An 18,018-nucleotide genomic window follows, 5' to 3' on the forward strand; every position below is an offset into this window, starting at 1 on the left:
GGGTTCACTCTTCGCTGTGCACGACGAGGTCGCCGAGGGCAGCGTCAATCTGCTGCATCAGGCCGGGGTCCAGTCGCGTGCCGGCCGCTGCCGCGTTGTGACGGACCTGTTCCGGGGAGGAAGCCCCGATAACGGCGCCCGCGACGCTGGACCGCTGCAGCACCCATGCGGTGGCGAGCTGGGCCATGCTCAAGTCGGCGTCCGCGGCCAGCGGGGCCAGTTGCTGGATGCGTGTCAGTGCCTCGTCACCCAGCCAGCGCTGCATAAGCGGGCCGCGGCCGCCTTTCAGCTGAGTGGCCCTGGAGTTGGCCGGCGGTTCAACGCCCTGAAGATACTTTCCGGTGAGCACGCCCTGTTCGAGGATGAAATAGGCGAGCTGGCTGATACCGAGGTCGTCACATGCCTTGAACACATCTGATTCCGGTACGCGCCACAGCATGGAGTAACGGGGCATGTGGCAGACGAGGGGCACCCCGAGCTGTGCAGCCAGGTCGGCCGCCGCCGTGATGCGGTCTACCGGCCACTCGGACATGCCGACGTAAAGGACTTTCCCGGCCCTGACGAGGTCGGAGAAGGCCCACATCACCTCCTCCAGGGGGGTGTCGGGGTCGTAGCGGTGCGCCGTGTAGATGTCGATGTGGTCGACACGCAGCCGGCGCAGCGACCCGTCCACCGATTCCATGATGTGTTTGCGGGACAGGCCACGCCCGTTGGGACCGTGTCCGGTGGGCATGCCCACTTTCGTGGACAGCACCAGGTCTTCTCGTGGCTCCCCGGCCAGGGCGCGGCCGAGAAGGGTCTCGGACCGGAACATCCCGTAGATGTCGGCGGTGTCGAATGTCGTCACCCCGACGTTCCTGGCTTCTCTGATACAGGCGATGACGGTCTCGTCGGGGGTGTCGTCCTGGGGATACAGGAGATTGCCGTACGCGATCTCACTCACGGAAAGGCCGCTGCGGCCAAGTGCTCGGAACTCCACGGCGACAAGCCTGTGACGGCCGGTTCGAGGTCCGCTTGAGGAACTGTCGAGGCTGTCGGTGGTAAGGGCGGTGCGACGGTCGTCTTCAGCCGCTGCGCAGGCCTCGAGCCCGGCTCAATTCCTGCTGCCGAACCTGAGGGCGCCTGTCCGATGCCCCCTTCCATCAACGCGACGGAGACCCCATGTTCCAGGCACTTGTGAGCCCACCCCGGTCGGAGGGGACCACCGACGACCTGGACCGTCGGCGATTTGTCGAGTCCGCCGCCGTCACGGAGGGGCAAAGCCTGTCCACAAAGGCCTTCTGGGAATGGTTCGACCTGCGCCGTGCGGCTGTTCAAATGGATGTACGGCTCATACCCCTCGCCGGCCTCAGGCAATGGGGCTTCCAGCCCGGCACCGGGAACCTGGTGCACGAGAGCGGTCGTTTCTTCTCCGTCGAAGGCCTGCGCACCCGGCTGGGCGGCGCAGAACCCCGCGGTTGGGACCAGCCGATCATCCATCAGCCGGAGATCGGTTTCCTGGGCATCCTGGTTAAGGAGATCGACGGTGTGCTGCACTGCCTAATGCAGGCGAAGGCGGAGCCGGGCAACGCCAAGGGGCTCCAGCTCTCCCCCACGGTGCAGGCCACCCGCAGCAACTACACCGGAGTACACCGGGGCAGTGCTGTGCGCTACCTCGAATACTTCTCAGGACCGAAGCAGGGCCGCGTGCTGGTCGACGTGCTGCAGTCCGAGCACGGCTCATGGTTCTATCGCAAACGCAATCGCAACATGGTCGTCGAGGTGACCGACGACGTTCCGCAGCACGAGGACTACTGCTGGCTGACGCTGGGCCAGGTGCGCCGTCTGTTGCAGGAGGAAGACCTCGTCAACATGGACACTCGCACCGTGCTGGCATGTATCCCCCTCGACGAGGCCGCCGACGTCATAGACGTAGGTGACGACCCCTTCCGAGCTGGCCTCGCTGCGTCCTTGTCGCCGCAGGCACCATCCGCCCACACCCTGCCGGAACTGCTGCGCTGGTACACCGCCATCAAGACGGGCACTGAACTGTCTACCGAGCGGATACCACTGGACGCCATCAGTGGATGGGCCACGGAGCCCGACGGGATCCGGCATGACTCAGGGCGTGACTTCAGCGTGGTCGCTGTGTCGGTGGAGGCGGGAAACCGTGAGGTGAGACGGTGGACGCAACCGTTGCTGCGAACCTGCGCTGAGGGCGTGATCGCCTTCCTGGCCCGGCGCATTGGCAGTGTCGTCCATGTGCTGGTGCGCGCTGGCGTCGAGCCCGGCTGCCGGGACGCGGTCGAACTCGGGCCGACCGTCCAGTTCCTGCCCGGGAGTGACGGCTCTCCGCTGACCGCCGAGCGTCCGCCGTTCCTGGATGAGGTCCTGGCCGCGACGCCGGAGCAGATCCGGTACGACGTGACGCAGTCCGAGGAGGGCGGCAGGTTCTATCGCGTCCTCAGCCGCTACATGGTGGTCGAGATCGAGCACGATGTGTCTCTGCCGGACGGCTACCGCTGGATGACCGTCGGACAACTGGGGACCCTCCTCCAGCACAGCCACTACATCAACATCCAGGCACGCAGTCTGATCGCCTGCCTGCAGTCGGTGTGGTGAGGCGGCATGAGCAAAGGTAGCCAGAATCCGGCGATCCGTCTGGGGGTCCTCGGCTGCGCCGACATCGCCGGACGCCGCGCCCTTCCCGCTGTCTCCAGGCTGCCCCAGTTCACGCTCCAGGCTGTAGCCAGCCGAGAGCCCGCCAAAGCCGAGGCGCTGGTGGAACGCTTTGGCGGCTGCCCCGTCACCGGTTACGACGCTCTGTTGGAACGCGACGACCTCGATGCGGTGTACATCCCGCTGCCCGCTGCGCTGCATGCGCCATGGGTGCGTGCCTCCCTCGACGCCGGGCTGCACGTCCTGGTCGAGAAGCCCGCCGCGCTCTCCGCCGCAGAGGCGGGTTCCCTGGCCGCGCTCGCTCGCCGTCAGGGGCGGGTACTGATGGAGAACTTCGGCTTCGTGCGGCATACACAGCAGGCGGCGGTGCGCAAGCTGCTCGACGAAGGCGCCATTGGTGAACTGCGCGGCATGTCGGCCGAGTTTGCGTTTCCTCCTCCTCCGGCGGACGACATCCGCTACCGCCCGGAACTGGGTGGAGGAGCGCTGTTCGACGCAGGTGTCTATCCCCTCCGTGCAGCGCGGATGCTGTTGGGGAACACGCTGGAGGTGGTCGGAGCGGTCCTTCGCGTCGACACGAGCCACGGGGTCGATGTCGCCGGCAGCGCCCTGCTGACGTCCCCGGCGGGGATCACCGCCCAGCTCGGCTTCGGGTTTGTCCACTCCTACCGCTGTGGCTACACGCTGTGGGGCTCGGAGGGAAGGATCAGTCTGGACCGCGCCTACAGCGCACCTGACGATCTGGCTCCCGTGCTTCGCCTGGACCGTGGCGGGCGTACCACCCGGGACCGCCTTCCCCCAGACCGGCAGTTCGACCGTATGTTCCGTGCCTTTGCCGAGGCGATTCGCGCAGGTGACACCGATTCAGGAGCGCACGACCTCCTACAGCAGGCTCAGCTCGTGGAGCGGGTGGCCGCGTCGGCGCGGCGCACCCCGCTGTGGGTCCTTCCCCGACACGGCTACGAGAAAGCCCGAACATGAACTGGACGAACAACGCACGACAGGTCACCACATGCCGCGTGTGCGGAGAGCAGGACTGGCAGCCAGTCGTCTCCTTCGGCGACCTGCCCTTGGCGGGCAGTTTCCTCGAACCGGCGCAGTCGTACGAGAACGAACCCCGCTACCCGCTCGGGGTGGTGTGCTGCCGGTCGTGCCGACTCATGAGCCTCACGCATGTGGTCGACCCCGCCATCCTGTACCGGACGTACCCCTACTCCAAGTCCGACTCCGAGATGATGAAGAAGCACATGCAACACGTGGTCGAGGTCTGCCAGGAGCGCTTCGCCGTGCAGCCGGGGAGCTTCGTGCTGGAGATCGGCAGTAACACCGGATCGCAGTTGAAGGCCTTCCAAAAGGCCAGCATGCGTACCCTCGGTATCGATCCCGCTGTCAACATCGTCGAGGTAGCCCGCCAGCGCGGCGTCGAGACTTTGCCGGACTTCTTCTCCGTGGAAACGGCCGCCACCGTCGCGGCCGAATACGGGACGCCTCGATTGATACTGGGCCGGCACGTCTTCGCGCACATCGACGATGTGACGTCCGTCCTCGAAGGCGTGCGACGCCTCCTCGGTCCGGAGAGCGTATTTGCCATCGAGGTGCCGTACGTCGTGGACATGCTGGAGCACAACGAGTTCGACACCATTTACCACGAACACCTCTCCTACTTCGGGGTGGGGACGCTCGTGACCCTCTTCGAGCGGCATGGCCTGCGGGTGATCGACGCCGAGCGGCTGCCCGTGCACGGCGGTTCCATCCTGTTGTTCGCAGGGCTCCGTGACGGAGCATGGCCGACCAGCCCCGTGGTGGACGAGCTGATCGAGCAGGAGCGCAAGTTCGGCCTGGACGACGACGCCACGTATGAGCGGTTCGCCGAGAGCATCGAGCGGATCCGCGGGGAATTGGTCGCCCTCGTCCGCGGGCTGCGCGGCGAAGGAAAGCGGATCGTCGGGTATGGCGCGCCCGCCAAGGGCAACACGCTGTTGAACGCATGCGGGCTCGGCATCGATGAGATCGAGTTCTGCTCTGACACGACCGAGTTCAAGCAAGGCAAGGTCCTTCCCGGTACACACATCCCGGTGTGCAGCCCTCAGTACGCGGCGACGCGCGAGTTCGACTACTACCTCCTGCTCGCCTGGAACTACGGCGAGGAGATCCTGGGCAAGGAGAAGGCGTTCCTGGGCAAGGGCGGGCGCTTCATCCTTCCGCACCCCACGCCGTCGATCGTTCCGTGCGAGCCGTGAAGCCCGCCGCCGCAGGGCCTGCCCGTCACAGAAGCGTAGTGATCACCGGGGGCAGCTCCGGCATCGGCCGGGCCATCGCGCGGCTTTTCGCCGATGAAGGAGCCGACGTGCTCGTCGTCGGCAGGAACGCCGACCGGTTGTCGGAAGCCACGGCGGGCCGGCCGGGCATCCGGACACCTGCCGCCGATGTGTCGGAGCCCCATGCTCCGCAGGAGATCGTCGTCCGGGCGGTCCGGGAGTTCGGGCGCATCGACGCCCTGGTCAACAACTCGGGCATCACCCGGCCCGCCCTCCTCGGCGAGACCGACCCGGCGCAGGCCTCCCAGCCAGTGGCGACGGAGCTGGTGGGCCCTATCCTCCTGAACAGGAGGCGCTGCCACACATGGCACCCGGCGCCGTCGTCGTCAACATCACTTCCAACCACCGGGGCGGGGCTGGCCTGCCAACTCGGTCTACGGCGGCACCAAGGTGGCGCTCGACTTCCTCACCTGCACCTGGGCGCGGGAACTCGCACCCCGGCCGGCTCGACGGCCTCGACATCCTGGTCAACAACGCCGGGGTGGGCATGATCTCCCGTAAGGTCACCGCCGACGGCTTCGAGATGCAGTTCGGTACCAACCACCTCGGGCACTTCGCGCTCACCGGCCTGCCGCTGCTGCAGGCCCGCCCGGGCACCCGCGTGGTCAGGGTCACCAGCGACAACCACGCCGAGGCAGAGCTGGATTTCGCCGACCTGAACGCGGAGCGGTCCTACGGCCGCAACGTGCAGTACGCGCGCTCCAAGCTGGCCAACCTCCTGTTCACCCTGGAACTGCAGCGCCGGGCCCAGGCCGTGGGCATGCCCCTGCTCAGCCTCGCGACCAACATCGGAGTCCTGCCGCGCCCCGTCACCCTGCTGATGCGGCTCTTCCTGAAGTCGCCGGACGAGGGGGCCCTGCCCTCGCTGTACGGGGCGACCTCCGCCGAGGCGCGGGGCGGGGAGTACTACGGACCCGGTCCCAAGCGGTGCACACCGAGCGACAACGCGCTCGACGAGGCGACCGCGGCACGGCTGTGGGAGGCGTCGGAGGAACTGACCGGGTGCGGTTCACGGCCCTGTACTCCCACTGTCGCCCTGAGCCCGCCCGTATCCCATGCCTGAAAGAGGAGTTGGCGGCCACATGCCAGCGCAAGCCTGGGCCAGCCGGACGGTCGTCGTGACGGGCGGATCCGGTTTCATCGGATCGCACTTCGTCGAGGAGCTGCTGGCACGTCAGGCCCACGTGATCTGCCTATACCGGACGGACGACAGGCACATGTCTTCCTACCTGCCCGCCACCGACCGACTGTGCAGCATTCGTGTCGACCTGTGCGACGAACCCGCCCTGCGGCGGGTGTTCGAGTGGGCGCCGCGCGGAGTGGACGCGGTGGTCCACTGCGCCGCGATGTGGGGAAGCGCGGGATACCGGTACGACCATCCCGCGACCGTCTTCGAGGCCAACTTCCGGCCCGTCGCGAACGTGCTCAAGTGCGCGCAGGAACACGGCACCGCGGACGTCGTCCTGCTCGGGTCGGGCGAGGTGTACCGGTCGCCGACGACCCGTCCGCTGCGGGAGGAGGACGACTTCCGCGCGGCCGTGCAGTACACGACCGACGGGTACTACCTGGCGAAGCTCCACGAAGAAATGCTGGCGGACACCTACCGGCACGAGCACGGGATGAACGTCTTCCGGCCCCGGCTCACCGGCATCTACGGGCCCCGCGACAACTTCGCGTCGGGCGCGGACCGGGTGATCCCCACCATGCTTGCCAGGGCTGCGGCCGATCAGGAGATCGTGATCTGGGGAGACGGCAGCCAGACCCGCACCTACATGTACGTGACCGATCTCGTGCACGCGGTTCTGCAAATGGCCGAGCAGAACAAACACCACACAGTCAACGTGGGAACGCCGGAAACCGTTTCCATGCGGAAGCTGGCACATCTCATATGTGCCGCACTGGGAAAGCCGGACAGGATCACGTTCGACACCGGAAAGCCCACGGGCCGGTCGAGCCGGACCTTCGATCTCACCCGCCTCGACGGAATCATCGATTTCCAACCGTGCGGTCTCCGGGAGGGATTGGCGCAGACGGCGGACTGGTACCTGAGAAAAGTTTCCTCGCATCCATCGAATTGACTCGATTTCGTCCCGGTCGACAGTGGTGTTTAGGGGCGGGTGCCCCGATCTGTCGTCCGCACCGTTCACCAGTAGCCACCGAGAACCCTGAAGGGGGAACGCATCCATGACTGAGAAGAAGTTCACCGATCCGCGGATCGTGCCGCACGAGTCTGACCAGGAGCGTGACGTCCGCGAGCGGCTGACCAAGCTCTTCGTCGACAGCCCCATCCCGCCCAAGTACCTGATCGACAACCTGCCGGTCTACCTGCGGCGTCACCAGCTCGCCGACCTGCTGGCCATGGACGCCCTGTACCGCATGTTGCCCGAGGTCCCGGGCACCATCATGGAGTTCGGCGTGCTGCACGGCCGGCACCTCATGACGCTCACGGCACTGCGCAGCATTTACGAGCCGTACAACTCGCTGCGCCGCATCGTCGGCTTCGACACCTTCACCGGCTTCCCCGACATCGAGGACGTGGACCGGGTCAGCACCAGCGCAGCGCCCGGGCGCTTCGCGGTCCCCGACGGCGAGGTGGACCATCTGAGGGAGGTGCTCGCCGCCCACGAGGCCAGTGAGCCGTTCGGCCACACCCAGCGCTCCTTCCTCATCCAAGGGGACGTCCGGGAGACGGTCCCGAAGTACCTCGAGGAGAACCCGGAGACGGTCATCGCGATGGCCTTCTTCGACCTCGACCTCTACCAGCCCACCAAGGAACTCCTCGAGGTCATCAAGCCGTACCTGACCAAGGGCAGCATCCTCGCCTTCGACGAGCTTGCCCACCCCAAGTGGCCCGGGGAGACGGTGGCCCTGCGCGAGGTGCTCGGCCTCGACCACGCTCCGCTGCGCCAGTTGCCTGGCCGTGAGCCCCCGGTGATCTACATGAAGTGGGGCGAGTGAGGCAGGGCCCACTCTGGCGAGGCATTGAGGCCTAACTTCACGGTGACGCGCGACCGCCACACGGAATCGGGATGCCACGCGGCACCCCGGTAGCGACCTCGACCCTGCCGACGAGCCGATTGCGGTGCAGTTCACTGTCAGGCACAACTTATGGCCATCCCCAAAGAACAGGTCGGATTTGCCACCGAATTCAGGACCGAAACGAACATGAAAGGCGAAGACCACTCCGTAGCGGCTCGCCGGTGCGAGCGGAATGGTCTTGGTGGAGGCCGTCACCGGTGTCTTCCTTTCCCAACTGCGGGAGCATCTTCGATTTCTGTCAACTCCCGCTTGCTGACCAGCGCAGCGATGAGAGCCAGCGTCATAGGTGAAAATGACGCGGCTGTCGGGAGCGGGAGCCTGGACCCCGGCGCGGCTCCTTCGACCTGTCTGCCTTAGACCACGACGACCGTTAGTCACCAGTGGAGTAAACGCATGTCACAGAAGGACATCTCCAGGAAGGACCCCGACGTCCTGATCGTAGGAGGCGGCACCGCTGGCCTCTTCGTAGCCCTGTTCCTGGCCCAGGCAGGGATACGGACCCTGCTCGTCGAGCGGCATCGGGCACCACTGGCACATCCGCGGGCCATGGAGATCGGGCCCCGTACCGTGGAACTGCTGCGCACTGCCGGGCTGGCAGATGCCGTGGACGCCGAGTGCATCGACATGACCGGCGGCAAGCTGCAGACGCTATCTGCGTCGGTCCTCTCGGAAGCCGATCTGGCCGGCTTCTCCCGGCGGGTGCCTCCTCGCGCTGACGCCTTCCGCGATCTGACCTCGCAGACTTTGCGCGGAATCTGCCCTCAGGATCGGCTGGACAGGGTAGTCGCCGAGGCGGCACAGGCCGCCGGCGCGCAGCTCGCATTCGCCACCGAACTGATGTCCTTCGCGCAGGACGATGAAGGAGTGATCGCCCGGCTGGGGGGTGTGGACGGCACCTACGGCTACGAGGTCCGGGTCCGCTACCTGGTGGCCGCTGACGGCGCCCGCAGCAGTACCCGCGAGGCCCTGGGCATCGGAAACAGCGGTCCCGGCGCGCTGGGCGACCCGTTGATCAGCGTACTCTTCCAGGCGGACTTCACAGATCCGACCCGCGCCCTGCCGTTCATCGTGCGCGACAGCACCACCCCGAACGCTTCCAGCGGGCTGCAGCCGGTCGACGGAGAGGGAAAGTGGATCTACCGCTTCCACTATGCGCCCTCCGCCGGTCAGACGGCCGAGCACTTCACACCAGAGCGGTGTGCCGACCAGATCCGGGCGGCCGTGGCGCCCGGATCTAAGCTGCCCCTGCGGATCGTGAGCGTCTTGCCCTGGCAAGTGCAGGGCCTGGTCGCCGACCGCTTTCGCTCCGGTCGGGTCTTCCTCGCCGGGGATGCCGCCCACGTCTTCCCGCCGGTCGGCACGTTCGGCATAGACACGGGAGTCTCCGACGCATACAACCTCGCCTGGAAACTCGCACACGTCCTGCAGGGTAAGGCTGGCGAGGGGCTGCTGGACAGCTACGACGACGAGCGGCGGCCCACGGCCGAGCTGCTCCTGAAACAGTTGGTTCTGCGCTTGGAGGACCCCGCTCTCCCGCGGTAACTGTAGTTCTTGATCACCAAGTCGTTTGTGCTGGTCGGGTGGGATGTCGGAGTGCCTGCGGGTAGGGGAACGGCCGCCATCGCTGCTGCCACTGGCAACGCAGCGAACCACTCAGCGCCGTGACGACCAGGGTGTCGGCCCCGGCGACCACGCCGAAGGAGAGTTTCACCAGGTCGAAAAGCGTTTTGGAGCCGAGCTGTCTCTCGGCCTCCGCGGGTGCGGGGGGGGGGCAGACCAGGGTGCCGGGCTTGAGCCTCGGGTCGCCGGGACCATCCCCGCGCGCGCGGGGATGGTCCCAAGTCCACAACGGACGTGCACCAGATGGGCATCTGCTCCCCTCAGCTGCGGGGATGGTCCCGGCTCATGGGACAGCGGTACTGAGACAGGCGGCTGCTCCCTGCACCCGCGGGATGGTCCCTTTCACGAGGGGGAACGGGTCTTCCTTGGGTGCTGCTCCCCCACCCGCGGGGATGGTCCCTCATGCGTGGACACGGTGATGGACAGCTCCCGCTGTTCCCCGCACCCGCGGGGATGCTCCCGACTGGATGCGGCCGGACCCGAAGGGCGTGCTCTGCTCCCCCACCCGCGGGGATGGTCCCGTCGCCGGAGCTCGGAACGCGGCTGCTCACAGCAGCTGCGGAAGCCCGGCAACAGCGACGTACTGCTGATCGGCGGTACGCCAGTGAATGTCGCAGCGTCTGCTTCGTGCGCACGCGCTCAGATGCACGAAGGTGCGGGTCACCGGAAGCTGTGCGATCGCGATCGGGGCCGAGTTCTCTGATAGATCAGGAGGACACTATCTCGTTCGTGCGCTTCCCTTGGGAACGAGGAGTCTTCTCGCCCACGCGGCGCGGCCTGATGGTCCGGGGGTCGACCGCTTCGCCGGGTGCGCCTTCCTTGTAGAGGCCGTCGGGCTCGTTGGGCCGGTCATGGGGTAGAAGGAAAAAGGTGCGACGCTGGAATAGGCCGCTGTCTGGGTTGGCCTCGGCGTCCTTGTCGAGCTCCGCGTAACCGACCATGCGTCCGTCACGGGCGTAGCGGGGCTTCCCGCTACGGCGGGCGCTTTTGTCAAGCGCCTGACGGACGTAGTCGAGGGTATCGAGGTCTTCCAGCCACACCACGTTTGCCTCGTGTGTGAGCTGGCTTTCGTGCAGCAGCGAGCTCATGAACGTAGCTCCTTGTTGGTGACGTGGCTGTGGGGATGGGTGGTTGTGGCGTGGGTGACGCTGCTCGGTCGAAGACAGAGGATGCGGTGGTGTGGGTCGCTTCCATGGTAGGCCGACGCCTTGTTCCGCGGCAGGATGCCTTCTCTCATGCCTGTCCACCCGTTGGTCCGTCAGGGCGGATGGTGTCGTCGTCCGGGAGTAGGGCAAGGGCGGGGTAGTACTTCTTGCCGCTGGACTTCAGCATCTCTGCGGGGGATGCCAGGCCGACCTCCTGCCGGATGCGGCCGGCGAACGCGCGGGCGGTGTCGGCCCTGATGCCTTCGGAGCTGCACCAGCCGGTGTACATGGCATAGAGCAGGCCTTGTTCGACGCGCAAGTCGCCAGTGTCCGGGCCCTGCCGGATGCAGCACTCGGACAGGAACCGGCCGATGTGGTCCTCGGTCGTCTCGTACGCCGCGGTGGCCAGGCGCACGGAGGCGGGCCCGGTGAGAGCGTCCCGGGTGGTGAGGTAGCGGATCGCCCCCTGGATGAGCCACTGCAGGATGCCGGGGCCTTCTTCCTGAACGAGTTCACCTGCCAGGTTGTCGATCTTCCGCTCGGCGGGTACGACGCGTTCGAAGGGGATGAGGCGGATACGGCGCCAGAAGGCGTGGCCGCCGGTGCCGACTTCGGGCTGGTGGTTGCCGAGCAGCCAGAGCTTGTGGGTGGGGGTAAAGCTGAAGTAGTCCTGACGCATGCGGCGGGCCTTGATTTTGTCTCCGCCGGTGAGGAGCTTGACGCGTGCCTCGTCGAACTTGTCGTTGGGCTTGAGCTCGCTGCAGACGAAGATGCGGCGGCCGTGGAGCTCGGTGAGCTCGGTGGAGTGTTCTGCGAAATTTCCCTTGTCCATCAGGAAACCGGGCGGGGCCGCGTCAGCGTAGTCGCCCATGACCTGGATCATGACGTCCAGAAGGACCGACTTGCCGTTGGCGCCCTTGCCCCACAGGAAGGGCAGGACCTGCGCGCCGACGTCACCGGTGATCGAGTACCCCAGGAGCAGGTGGAGGAAGTCGATCATTTCCTGGCCCTTGGCGTCGTCGCCGAAGGTGTCGTCCAGGAAGGCGTGCCAGCGCGGGGTGGGCATGGCCTGGGGGGCCACGTTGGTGGCGCGGGAGTGGAGGTCGCGCAGAGGATCGGATTTGCGCAGACGGCCGTTGCGTAGGTCGACGACGCCAGCGGGGGTGCATAGGGCGTAGGCGTCGCCGTCGAGGACATCGGGGTCAAGGCTGAGGGCGGGCGCGGCCTTGGCCTGATGGAGCAGGGCCTTCATTCCGCTGGTGGACATGGTTCGGCGGCGGTGCTGGGCGATCTCGCGGTCGCTGAAGATGCCGCGGGGGTCGGTGGCCGCCATCTGTTCGGCCATGTCACCGGCGGCCCAGAGGGCGGCTTTCTCGCCGCCCACCCGCTTCCACCTGAACTGGTCCCAGCAGTACCAGCCGAGGCCTTCGACGTGGCGGAACTGGTCGCTGTAGAGCTGGGCAAACAGCTTTGCGTTGCCTCGGTCGGTGAGCATGGACGGCAGTAGCGCGGGGGTGTTGCTCGCGGGGGGCGTTTGCACCTGCTGAGGAGGGACCCGGACCGGGGTGGCAGCCTCGATGTCGAGCATCTGCTGAGCGGCGGCGGCGGCGTCGAAGCGGCTGCTCTCGGCGCTACTCATGCGAGTCCTTTGGGGTGAAACGGGCGGTCGGCACCTGCGGAAAGGGCTGCGTCGATGATCGTCTCACTGCGGCGGGTCTGATGGGGACGCGCAAAGTGAGCGGCTTCTGCTAGCTCTTGGCGGGCTTCGGCCTGTTTGAGGTGGCCCGACCCGACAAGTCCGCCGGCTGTGTAAGCGGCTCGGTTGAGCTTCTCGGTGAAGCTGGTTCCTTCCGCCTGGGCAGCGCATTCACGGACAGTTTCGATGAGCGGTTGCAGGAGGGCCTGAGCGCCGCCGGCTCGGGGGCGGGGGCCTGCGCTGTTGCGCGGGCGCGGAGCCGGGACGGGAGCCGACTGTATGACGTGTCCCGTACGTGTCAGTTCGGTGGCCAGCCAGGCGGGGAGGAGTGCGGGTTCCCGTACGGACCCCAGCGGGGTGTAGACGCCGGTGGTCGTACGGGTGGCAGGGGCGACGATGTATCCGCCGTGAGCTCGTACATCGACCTGCCAGACGAGGGCCGTCTTGGGGCTGGAGCCGGTGGACGAGCGGTAGCGGACGCGTGGTTCGGGGTTCAGGTACCAGATGTGCAGCCCGCCGGACGGAGTTCGTACGCGCAAGGTCGTGTCGTCCTCTGCCGGGTTCTGCTCCTGCCGGTAGGCCGCGAGGAGAGCCAGGGTGTCGAAGCCCGAGGCGAGCCCATCGAGGTTCACCGCGTCCGGGATGGAGATGCCCGGCAACAAGCGGTTGCGGTCCGGTACATGTGCGGCGTGGGCGTCGACGTCCAGGACGACGAGATGCGCTGGCCCGCAGGACACGCCGACACCCGCGCGGGGCTCCTTGGTCCACCAGGAGTCGATCAGAGCAAGATCGGTGGTCGCGCTGTGGAAGCCGTGGCACCAGAGTCCCTGAGCATGGCAGGGGCACTGTGCGGGGTCGTGTGAGCGGGTGCGGCATGGCTCGCAGTTGGCGGGCGGGGTCTTGCGCCCAGGGGCGAGGGGGTGGACGGGCCACTGTCGGCCTGCGAGCCACCGGGCGACGTCCGCGGGTCGCGGCAGCTGCGCGACTCCGGAAGAAGCCGTGTCGGCGTGGCGCTGCACTGTCGTCGGTCCGTTCCTCTTGTCTGGCCAGGGTTGGGCCCCTCAGCTCGGCCCCTGGCATTTTGCCTGGTCAGGGGGCTTTACAGACAGAGTGAGGGACTGAAGGGACTGACTTTCCCTTATAGGGGGCTGAGCCTAGCGCAAGGGAACCCGACTCCGTGGGAGGCATGAGCACTTATTGGAAAATCAGTCCCTTCGGTCCCTCGGTCCCTCACCGGGGGCGGCGGAGACGATCGAGGGACCGAAGCCCTCCAGAGACTCTCGGTCTCTTCGGTCTCCCTTCAGTCCCTGGCGCGTTTTCCCAGGTCAGACGCTTGTTTGCTCTCATGGGAGGGACTGAAGGGACTCAACTTCCTAGTTATGAACGCACCAGAGGTATACGCAGGTCAGCCTCGTGTGCGCGTGCATACGCGCGCACGCACGCTGCTGGATACAGGCACTTACGGTCCCTTCAGTCCCTCCGGTCCCTGGCACACTGCTTTGATCTGCGACTTTGTCGAGGGACTGAAGAAGACGGGGACCGAAAGCCGCCCCGGCGGCTCTCCCGGTCCCTGATCAGGCCTTCAGTACGAGAGCACGTCCGGTGTAGGGGTCCCATCGCGGATCACCGTATGCCGCCGCTAGAGCAGGAGGTCGTCTATCGTGCCGCGGCCTCCGGTCTGGTTCTGCTAGCCCTCCAGGATGGGTGTTTGAGCAGCGCCAGGGCCTGGGCGCCGCGGGCGGTCGAAGTCGGGCAAGGTCGAACAGTGCGGGCCCGTCGACGCCGACGGCCGCCGGGTCGGCTTCGGTCCCTCCCGGGACAAGCCCCTCGACCCCAACACCGCCAAGGGCGTGAAGGCCGCGGAATGGTGCGACACGAGCTCCCTCGGGGCCCGCGCCTCGCGGTTTGAGGAATGCGACCTCCGACGCGTCCCGGTCCGGTTCGGCAAGGACGGAGAGACACAGGCGGAGACCTTCTTCTACTTCCTTCGGAAGATCTACCTCAACGACGGCGATGCCAGCTTCACCGAACGCCTCACCGTCCTTCCGGCCGAGGAGATTCCGGCCGATTTCGCGAGGATCGACCTCAAGCTCGCCGAGCACCTGTGTCAGGACCCGTGCACCCCGAATGAGCCCGAGCACGGTTCCTGGACCTCAACACCCTCCTGGACCCCCGGCGACATGCACTCGGCGTCCCTGTACACGACGTTCACGTGGGATGCCTCCGTGGCCGACAAGGAGTACCGGTTCCAGCCGGACATCAAAATCGACGCCGATATCTACGCAGCGGACGGCCAGACCCGCCCGATCCTGACCGGCTACCAGTGGAGCAAGGACTACTGGGAGGACACCCCCGACCTGGACCAGATCCGCTGCGACACCAAGATCACGAACGTCTCCGCCGGATGTGTCTTCGTCAACTCGGCCCCGACGTACATCTTCAACGGAAAGAAGTACCCGCAGGCTGCGGCGCACGCGTGGCTCATCCAGACCATGGCGCCCAATCACCCCGGCTCCAAGGGGTACAGCAAGCCCCTGTACTACATGGGCAACAAAGCACAGAACGACAGGAACCGAGGCCGCATGTGTCCCACCGGGTGGGCTGCGGCGAACGGCGATGCCAGCGCGCTGGTCGATGCGTCGGACGCGCTGAACTGTGACGAGTTCGCCTTCGCCTCCACCTACAACAGCGGTGGCATGGCCAAGAGCGAAGGCGGCCTGAACCCGGCCCTTCCCGTTCCCCCGACCACCCAGACGCCGAATGGGAAGTTCTGCGTGCAGACTTTCGCCAAGCAGTACAACTCGGCCATGCACTTGTACAACATCGACGGTACCTATGCAGAATTCGGCGACCCGACGAACGCTCCGGTGTGCGGACGCTCGGCCATGTCCGGCATTCACAATCAGGAGTCCATGGGCAACCGCTTCGCCACGTTCATGAAGGACATGCGCATTATGGACAAGGACGCCTACTGGCTCGACACCCGCATGACCACAAGAGCTGCGCCCACACGGGCGCGGCCGGTCGCCCGGCCACGCCCGTCATCTGCACGTTGACCGCGCGCTAGTGCTGTGACCGGGAAGGTTCGCCGGGTTGGTGTGGTCAGGCCGCCGTGGTGAGGGGGCGCCCGCCCGAGCGGATGCCCTTCTCGCTGCGGATTCTGGCGCGTTCACGGCGTTGGGCGGCCAGGATGTCGGGGTGTCGGGCGTTGGTGTTGCGCCAGCGCAGATAGCGGTGCAGTTCACGGGTCTGGACGGTGTGGTTCGGATGGTGGGAGTTGGCCAGGGTGAACTGCCGCAGCGGGCCGAAGTGGGCCTCGATCGGGTTCGCCCAGGACGCGTTCGTCGGGGTGAAGCACAACTCGACCTTGTTCTTCCGGGCTCACTGGCGGACCTTGCTGCCCTTGTGGGCGGACAAGTTGTCCAGGATCACGTAGATCGGGGCTGCGTCCGGTCGCGCGGCCCGGATGGACTTCAACGCGGCCAGGGACTGGGCAGCGCCCTTGTGGCGGCGGTTGACGCCCCACAGGGTGTCGTTGCCGACCGAGTAGCAGCCGTGGAAGTAGGTGACCCCATGGGTGCGGTGATAGGTCGCCGGCACCCGGTCCGGACGACCCTGCTTGGCCCAGCAGGAGCCGCCGGTCGGACGGATCCCGAGGGGCCCGAACTCGTCGAACGCGAAGACCCGGTCCGGGAAGTGCGCCTGGACATGCTCGATCCGGTCGAGCTTGACGTCGCGCTCGGGATCGGTGGACTCCTTCCAGGTCTTGGTGCGCTGGAAGGTGATCCCGCGGCGCGCCAGCAGACAGCGCAGGGCCTCCCGGCCGATGCGGATGCCCGCCCGTGCACCTTGCGCAGGTACGCGGCGAGCTTGCGGATCGACCAGCGGGTGAAGGACTGGTCGAGCTTGCGTGGGCGGGTCGTGGCCGTCTGGACGACGAAGTTCTCGTCATCAGGACTGAGTTGGCGGGGACGGCCGCCCGCCCACCGAGGGTCCAGGCAGGCCAGACCGATCTCGTTGAAGCGGTGGATCACATCGCGCACGGTGTCCTCGTCGGCCTGCAAGAGCTGGGCGATCACCGGCACACGGTTCCCGCCGGCCGACGCCTGCAACATCATCGCGCGTCGGTAGCGCACCGAACTGGTACTGCCCCGGCGCACGATCCGTTGCAGCTGCTGCCCCTCTTGATCGGTCAGCCTGCGTACTCGGACGGGCTCTGCCACCATGCCTCCCCACACGGTTGGATACGTCGTCCTATCCAACCGTGTGGGGAGTGCCCTCGGCGCGCACTCATCACTGCGCTGATGCACTGCCTTGCCCAGCCGATATCTACTCAGCCCGAGTGGCATTCCTGGGTGATCCGTAGGACTCGTAGAAGACGTTGCGTTCCTGGGCCCGACGGCCGGGGTGGCGTCGTTCCTCTGCCGGATAGCCGACGGACATGAGCAGCGCGATGGCCAGGTCGTCGCGATCGCCGATGCCGATCGCCTTCTTCACCTTGGTCTCGTCCCAGCCATTCATCGGCGAGGTGGCAAGCCCCATCTCCGTGGCGGCAAGCATCACGTAACTGGCCGCGATCATCGCGTCCTTGACCGCGTACTCCCGCAGCAGGCCACGTTCCTCGAGGTCTGTCTGAAACGCCTGCGACGCTGCGGAGAACGTCGTGACGAATTCCTCGTTCCACGCTCCATTGCGACGGGCCCGCTCGTAGACATCACTGTGGTCGTCGCGCCAGGACAGTGGCTCGGCCACGAAGGCCAGCATGAGCGGCGCCTCCTGCGGCTGCGGCTGACCACCGGTCGCCCAGGCCAAACCCTCGCGACCTTCGTCACTGATGACTGCGACGATGGACCGGTCCTGGAGGTTCCAACTGGTGGGTGCCTCGATGGCGAGAGCGAGGAGTGCGTCGAGCGCGGCAGCAGGGATCGGGTCGGGACGGTAGTGGCGGACGGTTCGGCGGGTGCGGATGGCTTCGGCGACAGACATGGTGTGAGGCGTCATGTCACTCACTATCGGAGAGTGGCTCTCCATCAGGAAGAGGGCACTAATTAGTGCGTTACTCTCCTACCGTGAAGACCTTCGTAGAGCCCTCCGGGCTGCCGGCCGACGCCTTCTCGGTGAAGTGCCCGACCCGGCAGGTGCTCGACCACATCGCAGGCAAGTGGACGGTCCTCGTCGTGGACGCCCTCCTCGCGGGCACCATGCGATACACCGACCTGAGCCGACGTATCGAGGGCGTCTCACAGAAGATGCTCACCCAGACCCTGCGCAGTCTCGAAGCCGACGGGTTCGTCACCCGCACCGTCTACCCCACCATCCCGCCCCGGGTCGACTACAACCTCACACCGCTCGGCCGCAGCCTGGCCGAGCCCATCACTGCGCTCCGGCAGTGGACGGAAAACCACATCAACGAGATCGAACAAGCCCGCAGCCGAACACACCCTGACCCGCCTTTAGTTGCTGCACCATGCGCAGCCATCTCGCCCATCAAACCCGGCGAACCTTCCCGGTCACAGCACTAGCGGCCACCCGCTGAACCGGT

15 protein-coding genes and 1 pseudogene are annotated in these 18,018 nt (G+C 66.5%); 10 read left to right on the plus strand and 6 right to left on the minus strand.

From position 1 onward, the window contains the following. Positions 1–4: 4 nt before the first annotated feature. Positions 5–943 carry an aldo/keto reductase gene (locus OHS70_RS38765; protein WP_328406321.1) on the minus strand — a complete coding sequence of 313 codons (939 nt, stop codon included), beginning with the start codon at positions 941–943 and terminating at the stop codon, positions 5–7. 218 nt (positions 944–1,161) lie between these two features. On the opposite strand from OHS70_RS38765, the gene OHS70_RS38770 reads away from it, so the two are divergent. The 8 genes from OHS70_RS38770 to OHS70_RS38805 all read left to right on the plus strand — a co-directional run bounded on the left by OHS70_RS38770 (position 1,162) and on the right by OHS70_RS38805 (position 9,557). Further along, the gene (locus OHS70_RS38770; protein WP_328406323.1) at positions 1,162–2,601 is read left to right on the plus strand and encodes an NDP-hexose 2,3-dehydratase family protein; all 1,440 of its coding nucleotides are present in this window, start codon (positions 1,162–1,164) and stop codon (positions 2,599–2,601) included. A gap of 6 nt (positions 2,602–2,607) precedes the next feature. Then, the gene (locus OHS70_RS38775; RefSeq protein WP_328406325.1) at positions 2,608–3,639 is read left to right on the plus strand and encodes a Gfo/Idh/MocA family protein; all 1,032 of its coding nucleotides are present in this window, start codon (positions 2,608–2,610) and stop codon (positions 3,637–3,639) included. Then, a complete protein-coding gene (locus OHS70_RS38780; RefSeq protein ID WP_328406327.1) occupies positions 3,636–4,898 on the plus strand; it encodes a class I SAM-dependent methyltransferase in 1,263 nt (420 codons plus the stop codon). Before OHS70_RS38775 ends, OHS70_RS38780 begins: the two co-directional genes overlap by 4 nt. 38 nt (positions 4,899–4,936) lie before the next feature. Then, complete coding sequence (locus tag OHS70_RS38785; protein WP_328406329.1) at positions 4,937–5,467, plus strand: SDR family oxidoreductase; 531 nt, start codon at positions 4,937–4,939, stop codon at positions 5,465–5,467. Further along, a complete protein-coding gene (locus tag OHS70_RS38790; protein ID WP_328406331.1) occupies positions 5,464–6,039 on the plus strand; it encodes a hypothetical protein in 576 nt (191 codons plus the stop codon). Before OHS70_RS38785 ends, OHS70_RS38790 begins: the two co-directional genes overlap by 4 nt. Before the next feature lie 19 nt (positions 6,040–6,058). Continuing rightward, on the plus strand, positions 6,059–7,054 hold the full coding sequence (locus OHS70_RS38795; RefSeq protein WP_328406333.1) for an NAD-dependent epimerase/dehydratase family protein: 996 nt from the start codon (positions 6,059–6,061) through the stop codon (positions 7,052–7,054). Between the two features lie 106 nt (positions 7,055–7,160). Further along, positions 7,161–7,934, plus strand: a complete 774-nt coding sequence (locus tag OHS70_RS38800) for a class I SAM-dependent methyltransferase (protein ID WP_328406335.1) — start codon at positions 7,161–7,163, stop codon at positions 7,932–7,934. A gap of 474 nt (positions 7,935–8,408) precedes the next feature. Further along, positions 8,409–9,557 (plus strand): FAD-dependent oxidoreductase, encoded by a 1,149-nt coding sequence (locus OHS70_RS38805; RefSeq protein ID WP_328406337.1) that lies wholly within the window; start codon positions 8,409–8,411, stop codon positions 9,555–9,557. 785 nt (positions 9,558–10,342) lie between these two features. On the opposite strand, the gene OHS70_RS38810 is transcribed toward OHS70_RS38805, so the two are convergent. From OHS70_RS38810 to OHS70_RS38820, 3 genes are all read right to left on the minus strand, one after another. After that, the gene (locus tag OHS70_RS38810; RefSeq protein WP_328406339.1) at positions 10,343–10,723 is read right to left on the minus strand and encodes a DUF6009 family protein; all 381 of its coding nucleotides are present in this window, start codon (positions 10,721–10,723) and stop codon (positions 10,343–10,345) included. Positions 10,724–10,868: 145 nt separating this feature from the next. Beyond that, on the minus strand, positions 10,869–12,419 hold the full coding sequence (locus tag OHS70_RS38815) for a DNA primase family protein (RefSeq protein WP_328406341.1): 1,551 nt from the start codon (positions 12,417–12,419) through the stop codon (positions 10,869–10,871). Continuing rightward, complete coding sequence (locus tag OHS70_RS38820) at positions 12,416–13,495, minus strand: bifunctional DNA primase/polymerase (RefSeq protein WP_443062784.1); 1,080 nt, start codon at positions 13,493–13,495, stop codon at positions 12,416–12,418. Before OHS70_RS38820 ends, OHS70_RS38815 begins: the two co-directional genes overlap by 4 nt. A gap of 831 nt (positions 13,496–14,326) precedes the next feature. On the opposite strand from OHS70_RS38820, the gene OHS70_RS38825 reads away from it, so the two are divergent. Further along, entirely contained in the window at positions 14,327–15,532 is a 1,206-nt protein-coding gene (locus OHS70_RS38825; RefSeq protein ID WP_328406343.1) for a hypothetical protein, read from the plus strand. 46 nt (positions 15,533–15,578) lie between these two features. On the opposite strand, the pseudogene OHS70_RS38830 reads toward OHS70_RS38825, so the two are convergent. Continuing rightward, a pseudogene (locus OHS70_RS38830) lies at positions 15,579–16,699 on the minus strand (IS630 family transposase). A gap of 106 nt (positions 16,700–16,805) precedes the next feature. Continuing rightward, positions 16,806–17,477, minus strand: coding sequence for a nitroreductase family protein (locus OHS70_RS38835; protein WP_328406345.1), 672 nt, complete (start codon positions 17,475–17,477; stop codon positions 16,806–16,808). A 68-nt stretch (positions 17,478–17,545) separates the two neighbouring features. Between OHS70_RS38835 and OHS70_RS38840 the strand changes: the two genes are divergently transcribed. Further along, positions 17,546–17,998: a winged helix-turn-helix transcriptional regulator gene (locus tag OHS70_RS38840; protein ID WP_328406347.1), complete on the plus strand. Its 453-nt coding sequence runs from the start codon at positions 17,546–17,548 to the stop codon at positions 17,996–17,998. Positions 17,999–18,018 lie beyond the last annotated feature (20 nt).

This window comes from Streptomyces sp. NBC_00390 (genome assembly GCF_036057275.1).
Lineage (GTDB): Bacteria > Actinomycetota > Actinomycetes > Streptomycetales > Streptomycetaceae > Streptomyces.

Excerpts from the sequence above, each read along its gene's own strand:
- OHS70_RS38770 (WP_328406323.1), top strand. The coding sequence starts at position 1,162 with ATGTTCCAGGCACTTGTGAGCCCACCCCGGTCGGAGGGGACCACCGAC.
- OHS70_RS38775 (WP_328406325.1), top strand. The coding sequence starts at position 2,608 with ATGAGCAAAGGTAGCCAGAATCCGGCGATCCGTCTGGGGGTCCTCGGC.
- OHS70_RS38780 (WP_328406327.1), top strand. The coding sequence starts at position 3,636 with ATGAACTGGACGAACAACGCACGACAGGTCACCACATGCCGCGTGTGC.
- OHS70_RS38790 (WP_328406331.1), top strand. The coding sequence starts at position 5,464 with ATGATCTCCCGTAAGGTCACCGCCGACGGCTTCGAGATGCAGTTCGGT.
- OHS70_RS38795 (WP_328406333.1), top strand. The coding sequence starts at position 6,059 with ATGCCAGCGCAAGCCTGGGCCAGCCGGACGGTCGTCGTGACGGGCGGA.
- OHS70_RS38800 (WP_328406335.1), top strand. The coding sequence starts at position 7,161 with ATGACTGAGAAGAAGTTCACCGATCCGCGGATCGTGCCGCACGAGTCT.
- OHS70_RS38805 (WP_328406337.1), top strand. The coding sequence starts at position 8,409 with ATGTCACAGAAGGACATCTCCAGGAAGGACCCCGACGTCCTGATCGTA.
- OHS70_RS38810 (WP_328406339.1), bottom strand. The coding sequence starts at position 10,723 with ATGAGCTCGCTGCTGCACGAAAGCCAGCTCACACACGAGGCAAACGTG.
- OHS70_RS38815 (WP_328406341.1), bottom strand. The coding sequence starts at position 12,419 with ATGAGTAGCGCCGAGAGCAGCCGCTTCGACGCCGCCGCCGCCGCTCAG.
- OHS70_RS38835 (WP_328406345.1), bottom strand. The coding sequence starts at position 17,477 with ATGACGCCTCACACCATGTCTGTCGCCGAAGCCATCCGCACCCGCCGA.